This is a genomic window from Kitasatospora sp. NPDC004669, assembly GCF_040609455.1.
Taxonomy (GTDB): domain Bacteria; phylum Actinomycetota; class Actinomycetes; order Streptomycetales; family Streptomycetaceae; genus Kitasatospora.
This window is the reverse complement of the sequence record NZ_JBEXKB010000019.1, coordinates 1-11766: the sequence shown is the minus strand read 5'-3', so window position 1 is coordinate 11766 and position 11766 is coordinate 1. Positions and strand designations below refer to the sequence as shown.

The 11766-nt window shown below is 72.3% G+C and carries 13 protein-coding genes; all 13 read right to left on the bottom strand.

All coding sequences use genetic code 11. The features are described 5' to 3' along the window. Positions 1 to 429: 429 nt before the first annotated feature. Positions 430 to 780, bottom strand: coding sequence for an Lsr2 family protein (locus tag ABZW30_RS18140; protein ID WP_355672101.1), 351 nt, complete (start codon positions 778 to 780; stop codon positions 430 to 432). A 91-nt stretch (positions 781 to 871) separates the two neighbouring features. Then, positions 872 to 1408, bottom strand: coding sequence for an amino-acid N-acetyltransferase (locus tag ABZW30_RS18135; RefSeq protein ID WP_355672100.1), 537 nt, complete (start codon positions 1406 to 1408; stop codon positions 872 to 874). Between the two features lie 9 nt (positions 1409 to 1417). Then, positions 1418 to 1882 (bottom strand): BlaI/MecI/CopY family transcriptional regulator, encoded by a 465-nt coding sequence (locus ABZW30_RS18130; protein ID WP_355672099.1) that lies wholly within the window; start codon positions 1880 to 1882, stop codon positions 1418 to 1420. A 331-nt stretch (positions 1883 to 2213) separates the two neighbouring features. Next, positions 2214 to 3770, bottom strand: coding sequence for a bifunctional lysylphosphatidylglycerol synthetase/lysine--tRNA ligase LysX (gene lysX / locus ABZW30_RS18125; RefSeq protein ID WP_355672098.1), 1557 nt, complete (start codon positions 3768 to 3770; stop codon positions 2214 to 2216). A 95-nt stretch (positions 3771 to 3865) separates the two neighbouring features. Next, complete coding sequence (locus tag ABZW30_RS18120) at positions 3866 to 4615, bottom strand: hypothetical protein (RefSeq protein WP_355672097.1); 750 nt, start codon at positions 4613 to 4615, stop codon at positions 3866 to 3868. Between the two features lie 80 nt (positions 4616 to 4695). Continuing rightward, positions 4696 to 5481 carry a type III pantothenate kinase gene (locus ABZW30_RS18115; protein WP_355672096.1) on the bottom strand — a complete coding sequence of 262 codons (786 nt, stop codon included), beginning with the start codon at positions 5479 to 5481 and terminating at the stop codon, positions 4696 to 4698. A 46-nt stretch (positions 5482 to 5527) separates the two neighbouring features. Next, positions 5528 to 6499, bottom strand: a complete 972-nt coding sequence (gene nadC, locus ABZW30_RS18110) for a carboxylating nicotinate-nucleotide diphosphorylase (RefSeq protein ID WP_355672095.1) — start codon at positions 6497 to 6499, stop codon at positions 5528 to 5530. Positions 6500 to 6503: 4 nt separating this feature from the next. After that, positions 6504 to 8177 carry an L-aspartate oxidase gene (locus ABZW30_RS18105; protein ID WP_355672094.1) on the bottom strand — a complete coding sequence of 558 codons (1674 nt, stop codon included), beginning with the start codon at positions 8175 to 8177 and terminating at the stop codon, positions 6504 to 6506. A 15-nt stretch (positions 8178 to 8192) separates the two neighbouring features. Continuing rightward, positions 8193 to 8639: an aspartate 1-decarboxylase gene (gene panD / locus ABZW30_RS18100; protein WP_355672093.1), complete on the bottom strand. Its 447-nt coding sequence runs from the start codon at positions 8637 to 8639 to the stop codon at positions 8193 to 8195. 85 nt (positions 8640 to 8724) lie between these two features. Beyond that, positions 8725 to 9630 carry a pantoate--beta-alanine ligase gene (gene panC / locus ABZW30_RS18095; protein WP_355672092.1) on the bottom strand — a complete coding sequence of 302 codons (906 nt, stop codon included), beginning with the start codon at positions 9628 to 9630 and terminating at the stop codon, positions 8725 to 8727. Continuing rightward, on the bottom strand, positions 9617 to 10579 hold the full coding sequence (locus ABZW30_RS18090) for a DUF2520 domain-containing protein (RefSeq protein WP_355672091.1): 963 nt from the start codon (positions 10577 to 10579) through the stop codon (positions 9617 to 9619). Before ABZW30_RS18090 ends, panC begins: the two co-directional genes overlap by 14 nt. Positions 10580 to 10829: 250 nt before the next feature. Next, the gene (locus ABZW30_RS18085; RefSeq protein ID WP_355672090.1) at positions 10830 to 11519 is read right to left on the bottom strand and encodes a response regulator transcription factor; all 690 of its coding nucleotides are present in this window, start codon (positions 11517 to 11519) and stop codon (positions 10830 to 10832) included. A gap of 27 nt (positions 11520 to 11546) precedes the next feature. Then, positions 11547 to 11766 (bottom strand): ATP-binding protein (locus ABZW30_RS18080; protein ID WP_355672089.1); only part of this gene is annotated, 220 nt, incomplete at its 5' end.

Genomic DNA, 11766 nt, shown 5'->3' with positions numbered 1-11766 from the left:
GCCGGACCCTCTCCGGCCGGTCACTCATACTGCCCCTGGACGGGCCTAGAACCCGTCCATCAGCATTCATACCCGGTATCGAGGCGGTTCTCGCGCAGTTTCCGCGGTGACGGTGTTCGCCTGGCGAGAAGTCGGGCCGCCGAGAAGTCGGGCCGCGGTGACGGTGGTTCAACGGCGGCCGGGAGGGCCGGTACGCCATCCCGGTGGTGTCCTCGTTACCGCTTCGCTCCTACAGCGTTGCACAGCTCGTGATTGTTCCGCCGCCCGAGCCAGCCGCCCCGGACGACCCCGGTAGCGGCGGCGCGGCGGCCGTCCTGGCACGCGCCGCGGGGCGCGGAGGAGCCTCCTCCGCGCCCCGCGCGTGTGTCGTCGGCGCCGTACGCGGTCGCCGGGGCCCGCATCCGCTCCGGCGGGCCGGCGGTGCCGGGGTCAGGACGCGTTGGCGTCTTCGTAGGCCTGGCGGACGTTGCTCGGCACCCGGCCGCGGTCGTTGACCTCCATGCCCTGCTCCTTGGCCCACGCGCGGATCTTCGCGGTGTCGGGAGCGCTGCCGGACGGGCGCGCCGCGGCGCTGCGGCCCGGACGCCGGGAGCCGGCGAGTCGGCCGCTCTGCTTGCGACCCTTCTCCACGTAGGGCGCCAGCAGACCGCGCAGCTTGTCCGCGTTGACGCTCTTCAGGTCGATCTCGTAGGCAACGCCGTCCAGCGCGAACGTCACCGTCTCGTCCGCCGAACCGCCTTCGAGATCGTCTTCAAGAATGACCTGCACCCTCTGTGCCACGGGCTTCCCTTTCCGCTAAACGACCCATTGCCTAAGGAAAGGAAAGCGCCTTTCTCCGGAAAACACAAACCCTTGACCGGCACGGAGCCGCTCAGAGGTGCAGCAGCATGCGCGAGTTGCCCAGTGTGTTGGGCTTCACCCGCTCCAGGTCAAGGAACTCCGCGACACCTTCATCGTACGAGCGGAGGAGTTCTTCATAGACATCCGTAGCGATCGCCGCCGGGTCTGTCGTACCATCATCGGTTTCCTGAAGCTCCCCGATCTCGACGAAACCGTGTTTCGCGAAGAACGGAACCTCGAACGTCAGGCAGAAAATCCGACGGACGCCGAGCCAGCGTGCCGTCTGCACCAGCTTCTCCAGCAGCAGATGCCCGATCCCGAAGCCCCGGCAGGACGGGTCGACCGCGAGCGTGCGGACCTCGGCGAGGTCCTCCCACATCACGTGCAGGGCACCGCACGCCACCACCACGCCGTTGTCGTCGCGTTCCGCGACCCAGAACTCCTGGACGGATTCGAACAGTGTGACAGTGGGCTTGTCGAGCAGAATGCCGTCGCGCGAGTAGGCGTCGATGAGCCCGCGTACGGCCCGTACGTCCGTGGTCCGCGCGCGGCGGATGGTGACCTCCATGGCGGGACGCTATCGCGTCGTCCCCGGTCCGGTCGCCCCGGTATCCGGTCCGGCGCTATCCGGAGGGTCGCCCGCGGAATCCGCGGCGGGCGGAGCTGCTGCTGGATCGGATGGGAACAACGCTGCCACCCGCAAGGCGTCCCGGAGTGCCTCGCGTTGCTCCGGCGACATCAGGCCGAAGAAGTGCACCAGGGCCGCCGCCGGATTGTCACTGGTGGCCCATGCGTCGTTCATCAGGGCCGCCGTGTACGCCTCGCGCGAGGAGACCGGTTCATATCGATAGGCCCGGCCGACCCGCTCGCGGCGCAGCCAGCCCTTTCTGTGCAGCTTGTCCAGGACGGTCATCACCGTGGTGTACGCGATTTCGCGTTCCGACTGCAGATCCAGGAGAACCTCGCGAACCGTCACCGGTCGGTTCCACCGCCACACCCGGGTCATGATGGCGTTCTCAAGTTCGCCGAGTTGCCGGACCATAGTGCGGCCAGGATAGGGAGTGAATGGGGCAAATCTTGTGAAGTGCGCCAAACCGGCGCGCCGCCACCCCCGGGAATCGGGAATGGCGGCGCGCGGGTCGTTCTGCGGCGGCTGACGGTGTCAGTCGCGGGTTCGTTCGCGGGGAAGGCCCCGGGAAGGCCCCGGGAAGGCCCCCGAGGCCCCGGGAAGGCCCCCGACCCCGGGGGATCAGTCGATGTCTTCCTTGGCCTTCTGGGCCCCGCCCTGGCTGCGGAAGATGGCCCGCACCAGGAATCCGAAGCCGATCGCCATGACCAACGGCGGCACGATCGCGCTGACGTAGTCCATCAGGTCACTCCTCCTCGGTCTTCTCCGCCGTCGCGACGGAAGCCTTCGGCTCCGGCTTCACCAGCGGGAAGAGCACGGTCTCCCGGATGTTCTTGCCGGTCAGCAGCATGATCAGGCGGTCCACGCCGAGGCCGAGGCCACCGGTCGGGGGCATCGCGTACTCCAGCGCGCGCAGGAAGTCCTCGTCCAGCTGCATCGCCTCGACGTCGCCGCCGGCCGCCAGCAGGGACTGCGCGGTGAAGCGGGCGCGCTGCTCGACCGGGTCGATCAGCTCGGAGTAGGCGGTGCCGATCTCGGTGCCGAAGATCACCAGGTCCCACTTCTCGGCCACGCCGGCGACCGAGCGGTGCTGGCGGGTCAGCGGGGAGACCTCGGTCGGGTAGTCCTTGATGAAGGTCGGCCGGACGGCGTTCTCCTCCAGCAGGCGCTCCACCATCTCCAGCACGATCTGGCCGTGGCCCCAGTTCTTCTCGAACGGGATGTCGTGGTCGGTGGCGAGCTTGCGCAGTTCCTCGACGCCGGTCTCCGGGGTGACCTCGACACCCAGGTGGGCGGAGATGCCCGGGTAGACGCTGACCTCCTCCCACGGCTCGGCCAGGTCGATCTCGTGCTCCACGCCGTGGGCGTCCACGCCCTTGATCACCGTGGTGCCCAGGGCGTCCCGGGCGGCGTTGATGATCGTCTCGCGGATCAGCTCGGCCTGGGTGTTGTAGTCGCCGTAGGCCTCGTACGACTCCAGCGAGGTGAACTCGGGGTTGTGGGTGGCGTCCGCGCCCTCGTTGCGGAAGTTGCGGTTGATCTCGAAGACCTTCTCGGCGCCGCCGACCACCAGCCGCTTGAGGTACAGCTCGGGGGCGATGCGCATGTAGAGGTCGATGTCGTACGCGTTGATGTGCGTCTTGAACGGACGGGCGTTGGCGCCGCCGTGCACCGGCTGCAGCATGGGGGTCTCGACCTCGATGAAGCCGCGGTCCTCGTAGGTGCGGCGGATCGAGCGGACGACCTTGCTGCGCAGGTGCAGGATCTCCCGGGCCTCGGGGTTCACGATCAGGTCGACGTAGCGCTGGCGGACCCGGGCCTCCGGGTCGGTCAGGCCCTTGTGCTTGTCCGGCAGCGGGCGCAGGCACTTGGCGGTGAGCTCCCAGCGGTCCACCATCACCGACAGCTCGCCGCGCTTGGAGGTGATCACCTCGCCCTCGACGCCGACCTGGTCGCCGAGGTCGATGTCGGACTTCCAGGCGGCCAGCCGCTCGGCGCCCAGCTTGTCCAGGGAGAACATCACCTGGAGGTCGCCGGTGCCGTCGCGCAGGGTGGCGAAGCAGAGCTTGCCGCCGGTGCGGGAGAGGATCACCCGGCCGGTGATGCCGGCCCGCTCACCGGTCGCGGTGTCGGGTTCGAGGTCCGGGTGCTTGGCACGCAGGTCCGCGATGGTGGTGGTGCGGGGGAATCCGACCGGGTACGGGTCGACACCGGCCGCCCGGAGCCGGTCCAGCTTCTCGCGCCGGACGCGCATCTGCTCGGGGAGGTCGTCGGTCGCGGGAAAAAGGCTCTGATCGCTCACCCCACAAGGGTAGCCAGCCGTACACCGTGCTCCGCGACCGGATTACCGGAGAGGGGAGACCGTGGCGGCGGTCTCCCCTCGGGGGCGCGGTCGGCTCAGCCGGTGCCGGTGCGGAGTTCGGTCTCCTCCGGGGTCTCGTCGGCCGGCGTGGTGGGGTGGGCCGGGGGTTTGGGGCGGCGGCCGAAGAGCTCGGCCGGGGTGGGCATCCGGTGCGGGCGGGTCGGGGTCTGCGCGGCGGCGGGCTGCTCCGGGCGGGAGTCGCGGGAGTCGGTGCTGCTCATCGTGGTCCGTCCTCCTACAGGGGTGGGGTGACTGCTCGGTGGTGCGGCGGGGTTCGGTACGGCCACCAGGTGGCGCGGCTGCCCGGTGGTGAGGGCGAGCCGTTCGCGGACGGCGGTCTCGGCCAGCGCGTGGCAGCGCCCAGCCAACCGGGAGCGGCGGGCCCGTTCGCCGTGGCCGCAGGGTTGGCGGGTCAGTCCGCGCAGCGCGGTGAGGTCCTCGGGTCCGGGCAGGTAGCCGCCGGCCACGGCCTCCTCCAGACGCTCCAGGTAGCCGGGAGCGCTGCCGGGCAGGGCGGAGCGGTAGCGGCCGAGGTCGGCGAGCAGAAAGGCGCGCAGTCGGCCGCCCTCCTGGACGGCCTCGTCGATCGCCTCGGTCAGGCGCAGGGCGTCCTGGACGTCCTCCGCCCACAGCTCGGCGCCCGGCCCGGCGAACGCCGTTCGGTCGGGCTCCTGGAGGTGGACGGGGACGGCGGGGTGCAGGGCTTGGGCGAGGGCTCGGCGCAGCACGCGGACTTCGTCGGCGCTGAAGGCCATGCCGCCGCGCGATCCGTGTGGCGTAGGCATGGGTTGACACTACGTGAGGAATATCCGATTTGTCGGTAACGTCGCGCGGAATTCCCCTCCATTGGGGCCTCGGCGGAGGGTCAGCTCGGCCGGTTGCGCTCGTACACCAGGCGCAGGCCGACCAGCGTCAGCCAGGGCTCGTGCACGTCGATGGTGGTGGCCTCGCCGAGGACCAGCGGCGCGAGGCCGCCGGTGGCGATCACCTGAACGTCGTCCGGGTCCTTGGCCAGCTCCCGGGCCATCCGCTCGACCAGGCCGTCGACCTGCCCGGCGAAGCCGTAGAGGATGCCGGACTGCATGCCCTCGACGGTGTTCTTGCCGATCACGTTGCGCGGGCGGGCCAGCTCGATCTTGCGCAGCTGGGCGCCCCGGACGCCGAGCGCCTCGACCGAGATCTCGATGCCGGGGGCGATCGCCCCGCCGACGTAGTCGCCGCGGGCGTTGACGGCGTCGAAGGTGGTCGCGGTGCCGAAGTCGACCACGATGCACGGGCCGCCGTACAGGTGGTTGGCGGCCAGCGCGTTGACGATCCGGTCCGCGCCGACCTCCTTGGGGTTGTCCATCAGGACGTGCACCCCGGTCTTCACGCCGGGCTCCACGATCACCGCGGGGACGTCGCCGTAGTAGCGGCGGGTCACCTCGCGGAGCTCGTGGAGCACGGCGGGAACGGAGGAGCAGATCGCCAGGCCCTCCACCGAGGCCTCCCGGACCGCGGTGTGGTTGCCCATCAACCCCTGCAGCAGTACCGCCAGTTCATCGGCGGTGCGGCGCGGATCGGTGGAGATCCGCCAGTGTTCCACCACGTCCTCGCCGTCGAACAGGCCGAGTGTGGTCTGGGTGTTGCCGACGTCGATGGTGAGGAGCATGGGGCGCTTTCTGCGAGTCGGGACAGGTCTGCTCTCGACCTGACGGTCAGGCGCGCAGGTCCAGGCCGATGTCCAGGATCGGCGAGGAGTGGGTCAGCGCGCCCACGGCCAGGTAGTCGACACCAGTCTGGGCGACCTCGCGCGCGCTGGCCAGGGTCAGTCCGCCGGAGGCCTCCAGCTTCGCCCGGCCGGCCACCAGCGCGACGGCCTCCTTCAGCTGCTCGACGGTGAAGTTGTCCAGCAGGATCAGGTCCGCACCGGCCTCCAGCACCGGCGGGATCTGCTCCAGGTCGTCCACCTCGACCTCGACCGGCAGCTCCGGGTACGCGGCCCGGACGGCCCGGAAGGCCTCGGCCACGCCGCCGGCCGCCACCACGTGGTTGTCCTTCACCAGGGCGGCGTCCGAGAGCGCCATCCGGTGGTTGGCGCCGCCGCCGCAGCGCACCGCGAACTTCTCCAGCGCGCGCAGGCCGGGGGTGGTCTTGCGGGTGTCCCGGACCACCGCGCCGGTGCCCTCCAGGGCGTCCGCCCAGGCCCGGGTCGCGGTGGCGATGCCGGACAGGTGGCAGAGCAGGTTGAGCGCGCTGCGCTCGGCGGTCAGTAGGTCGCGGGTGCGGGAGCGGACCGACAGCAGCACCTGGCCGGCCTCGACCCGGTCGCCGTCCTGGACGTGCCGCTCGACCTCGAACTCCTCCTCGCAGATCAGCGAGACGACCGCCTCGGCGACCCGCAGACCGGCCACCACGCCGGCCTGGCGGGCGGTGAAGTCGGCGGTCGCGACGGCGTCGGCGGGCACGGTGGCCACCGAGGTGACGTCCTCGCCGCCGGCCAGGTCCTCGGCCAGCGCCAGGGTGGCGACGTCCTCGACCTCGACCGGGTCCAGTCCGGCCTGCTCCAGCAGCTCGGCCAGCTGCGGGTCCAGGCCGGTCTCGTAACCCTCGCCGTCCCCGCAGGCGCAGCCGTCGCCGCAGCCGCCGGCCTGGTCGGCCAGGGGGAGTTCCTCGTGGGAGTGGGTCATGGTTCTACTGCTCCTCAGGGGTGCTGACGGGGTCGCCGGAGGCGGTCAGGGTGGTGATCAGGTGGCGCCGCCAGTGGGCGTCGTCGCGCTCGGGGAAGTCCTCGCGCCAGTGGCAGCCGCGGGTCTCCTCGCGCTGCGCGGCGGCCGCGACCAGCGCGGTGGCGACCAGCAGCAGGTTGGCGGCCTCCCAGGTCTCCACCCGGGGGTCGGCCGGCTTCTCCTCGGCCACGTGGAAGCGGGCCTGCTCGGCGAGCAGGGCCAGCCCGGCGGCGGTGTCGGCCATCGACGCGGCGGAGCGCAGGATGCCCGCGCCGCGCGACATCAGCCGCTGGATCTCGGCCCGGGCCTCGGACGGCGGCAGCGGCACCGGCCGGGCGGCCCGCGCCGCGGTGACGTCCACCGTGCGCTCGGGCAGCTCGCCGGCGGCGTGCAGCTCCGCCAGGTCGGCGGCGATCCGCTCGGCGAAGACCAGGCCCTCCAGCAGCGAGTTGGAGGCCAGCCGGTTGGCGCCGTGCACCCCGGTGCAGGCGACCTCGCCGCAGGCGTACAGGCCGGGGACGGTGGTGCGGCCGTGCCGGTCGGTGCGGATGCCGCCGGAGGCGAAGTGGGCGGCCGGGGCGATCGGGATCGGCTCGGTGACCGGGTCGATGCCGTTCGCGCGGCAGAAGGCCAGGATGGTGGGGAAGCGGTGCTCCCACATCTCGGCGCCGAAGTGCCGCCCGTCCAGGAACATGTGCTCGGCGCCCTGCGCCTGCATGCGCCGGGTGATCGCCTTGGCGACGATGTCGCGCGGGGCCAGTTCGGCCAGCTCGTGCTGCCCGACCATGAAGCGGACGCCGTCCGCGTCGACCAGGTGGGCGCCCTCGCCGCGGACCGCCTCGGAGACCAGCGGCTGCTGGCCCTCGGCGTCCGGACCGAGCCAGAGCACGGTGGGGTGGAACTGGACGAACTCCAGGTCGGTGGCGGCGGCGCCGGCCCGCAGTGCCAGGGCCACGCCGTCGCCGGTGGAGACCGCCGGGTTGGTGGTGGCGGAGAACACCTGGCCCATGCCGCCGGTGGCGAGCACCACCGCGCGGGCCCGGACGGCGCCGACCCCGTCGCGCTGGCCCTCGCCCATCACGTGCAGGGTCAGCCCGGCGGCGTGGCCGTCGGCGTCGGTCAGCAGGTCGAGGACGAGCGCGTGCTCGATCAGCTCGATGTCCGGGTCGGTGCGGACGGCGGCGACCAGGGCGCGCGATATCTCGGCGCCGGTCGCGTCCCCGCCCGCGTGGACGATCCGGCGGCGGTGGTGGCCGCCCTCGCGGGTCAGCAGGACCTCGCCGTCCTCGCCCCGGTCGAACAGGGCGCCGGCGGCGATCAGCCGGCGGACGGCGTCCGGGCCCTCGGTGACCAGGGTGCGGACGGCCTCCTCGTCGCAGACGCCAGCGCCGGCCACCAGGGTGTCGTCGAGGTGCTGCTCGGGGGTGTCCCCCTCGCCCAGGGCGGCGGCGACGCCGCCCTGGGCCCAGCGGGTCGAGCCCTCGTCCAGCATCGCCTTGGTGACCACCATGGCCCGCAGGCCGGCTTTGCGGACGTTGAGGGCGACGGTGAGACCGGCCACCCCGGAGCCGACCACGACCACGTCGGTGGTGGCGGTCCAACCGGGGGTCGGGGCGGTGAGGCGATGCGTAACGGACATGGCTCAGCGGCTCCTTCAGCGCGTGGCCGCGGCGGCCGCGCCGTCGCCACCGTACGCCTGGTCACCGCGGAGCAGTCCGGTGCCCTCCTGGGCCTCGGCGGGGTCGCCGCCCAGGCCGGTGATCCGGTTGTGCTCGTCCACGAAGACGATCTTCGGCTCGTAGCCCTTGGCCTCGGCCGTGTCCATCTGCCCGTAGGCGATGAGTATGACCAGGTCGCCGGGGTGGACCAGACGGGCGGCGGCGCCGTTGATGCCGATCACGCCGGTGCCGCGCGGGCCGGCGATGGTGTAGGTCTCCAGCCGGGCGCCGTTGTTGATGTCGACGATGTGGACCAGCTCGCCGGGGAGCAGGTCGGCGGCGTCGAGCAGGTCCTCGTCCACCGTGACGGAGCCGACGTAGTGCAGGTCGGCCTGGGTCACGGTGGCCCGGTGGATCTTGGACTTGAGCATGGTGCGGAGCATGGGGTCACGCCTCCAGTGAGTGCATGCCTAGAAGGGGTTCTTGCTACCGGTTCAGCGAACGGTTCCGTGCTGGACGGGCATCCGCCTAGCGGCAGATGACGTGGACGTTGTCGATCAGGCGGGTCGAGCCCACCTTCGCGGCGACGGCCAGCACCGCCGTGCCCTGGAAGTCGTCCGCCGCCTCCGAGAAGTCGTGCGGGTCGATCAGCGCGAGGTAGTCAAGGGTGACACCTTCGGCGCCGTCCAGGACAGCCGCGGCCGCCTCGCGCACGGCCTTCGGGCCCTGCGCGGCGACGTCCCGGCCGGCGAACAGGGCCTTGGACAGGGCGAGGGCGCGGGTGCGCTCCTCCTCGGAGAGGTAGCGGTTGCGCGAGGACAGCGCCAGGCCGTCCTCCTCGCGGACGGTCGGCACGCCGACGATCTCGACGTCGAAGTCCAGGTCGGCGACCATCCGCTGGATGACCGCCAGCTGCTGGGCGTCCTTCTCGCCGAAGAAGGCGAAGTCCGGGTCGGTGATGTGCAGCAGCTTGGCGACCACGGTCAGCACGCCGTCGAAGTGGCCGGGGCGGGTGGCGCCCTCGAAGCGCTCGCCCATCGGGCCGGCCGCCAGGCGCACCTGCGGCTCGCCGTTCGGGTAGACCTCCTCGACGGAGGGCGCGAAGACCACGTCGGCGCCGTTCTCCTCGGCCAGCCGCACGTCGTCGTCGAGGGTGCGCGGGTAGCGGTCCAGGTCCTCGGACGGGCCGAACTGCAGCGGGTTGACGAAGACCGTCACCGCGACCCGGCCCTCCCGGCCGACCTGCTTGCGGGCGGCCCGGATCAGCGCGGCGTGGCCCTCGTGCAGCGCGCCCATGGTCATCACGACGGCGTTGTCCACCGGCTGCTCGTCCGGCCAGAACGCGGCCTCGAAGTCGTCCACGGTGCGGGTGACGACGGCCCGGTGGACCTTCGGCGTCCGCTGGGGCTTGCTCGGCTGCTTACCGCGTGCCATCAGGCTTCTCCTCGTTCAGTACGTCCAGCAGCTCCGCCGCCGACGTTTCGTCGATCGTCCCGTTGGCGAGCGCCCGCTGCGCGGTGGCGCGGGCCATCGCCCGGTAGGCCGCCGGGATGTCCGGGGACACCGTACTGAGCTGCGCCAGGTGACGCCGTACGGTGCCCGCGTCGCCCCGGGCGACCGGGCCGGTGAGGGCCGCGTCGCCGGAGCGCAGGCTGTTGTCCAGGGCCGCGCCGAGCAACGGGCCGAGCATCCGGCCGGGCTCGGCGACGCCGGCCGTGCGCAGCAGGTCCATCGCCTGGGCGACGAGGGTGACCAGGTGGTTCGCGCCGTGCGCGAGGGCGGTGTGGTAGAGCGGGCGGACCTCCTCGGGCACCCATTCGGGCTCGCCGCCCATCTCCACCACCAGGGCCTCGGCGACCGGCCGCAGCTCCTCGGGGGCGGTCACGCCGAACGGGCAGCCGGCCAGCCGGGCCAGGTCGACGGAGGTGCCGGTGAAGGTCATCGCCGGGTGCAGGGCCAGCGGCAGCGCCCCGGCCCGGGTGGCGGGCTCCAGGATGCCGACGCCGTGCGCGCCGGAGGTGTGCACCAGCAGTTGTCCGGGGCGGACGGCACCGGTGGCGGCGAGGCCGGTCACCAGGTCGGCCAGCGCGTCGTCCGGCACGGTCAGCAGGACCAGGTCGGCGGCGGCCATGACCTGCGGCGGGGTGACGATCCGCACACCCGGCAGCAGCGACTCGGCGCGGCGGCGGGAGGCGGCGGAGACCCCGGAGGCGGCGACCACGGTGTGCCCGGCGAGCTGCAGCGCGGCGCCCAGCGCGGGGCCGACCCGGCCGGTGCCGACCACGCCGACGGCCAGCCTGGCCGGTCGGTTGCCGGGGTCGCTCGGGTCGCCGAGGCCGTCGGCGAGCGGGGCGAACTCGCCGAAGCCAGCGAAGTCGCTCATGCGCCCGCCTCGCTGCGCTCGGCAGGGGCATTCGCCCACGCGCGCCTTTCGATGATTCGCTCGCTGCGCTCGCTCATGCGCCCGCCTCGCTGCGCTCGCTCATGCGCCCGCCTCGCTGCGCTCGGCAGGGGCATTCGCCCACGCGCGCCTTTCGATGATTCGCTCGCTGCGCTCGCTCACGCTTTGTCCCTGATCATCCGTTCCAGTCCACCTGCGGGTACCGGACGTACCGCCCCAGTGTACGGGCGCGTCAGTCCGCCGCCCCGGCCCGGATCAGCCCGGCCTCGTACGCCAGCACCACGGCCTGGACCCGGTCGCGCAGCCCGAGCTTGGCCAGGATCCGGCCGACGTGGGTCTTCACGGTGGCCTCGGAGAGCACCAGCCGGGCCGCGATCTCGCCGTTCGACAACCCCTGGGCGACCAGCAGGAACACCTCCCGCTCGCGCTCGGTCAGCGGGCCGAGGACGTCCGAGCCGGGCGCGCTGTGCGGGGTGGGCAGCACCTCGGCGAAGCGGTCGATCATCCGGCGGGTGGTGGTCGGGGCGACCACCGCGTCGCCGCCGTGCACCGCGCGGATCGCGGCCACCAGCTCGGTCGGCGGGACGTCCTTGAGCAGGAAGCCGCTGGCCCCGGCCTTGAGCGCGGCGAAGGCGTACTCGTCCAGGTCGAAGGTGGTGAGGATGAGCACGTGCGGGGCGTTCGGCAGCGGGCTGCCGTCCTCGGCCAGGCAGATCCGGCGGGTCGCCTGCACCCCGTCCAGGCGGGGCATCCGTACGTCCATCAGGATCACGTCCACCGGCGTGTGCCGCAGCAGCTCCAGGGCCTGCACACCGTCGCCCGCCTCGGCGGCGATCTCGATGTCGCCCTGCGACTGGAGGATCATCCGGAAGCCGGTGCGCAGCAGTTCCTGGTCGTCGACGAGCATCACGCGGATGGTCAAGGTGGCTCCTAAAGGGGGGGCGGTGGGTCAGTGTGCGGCCTTGAGCGGGAGGATGGCGCGGATGCGGAAGCCGCCGCCGGGGCGGGGGCCCACGTCGAGGCTTCCGCTGACCATGCCGACCCGTTCGCGCATGCCGATCAGGCCGTGGCCCAGACCGTCCGCGCCGCCGGCGGTCAGCTTCTCGTCGGTGCTGCCGCGTCCGTCGTCCTCGACCAGGACGGCCAGCTCGCGTTCGCCGAAGTCGACC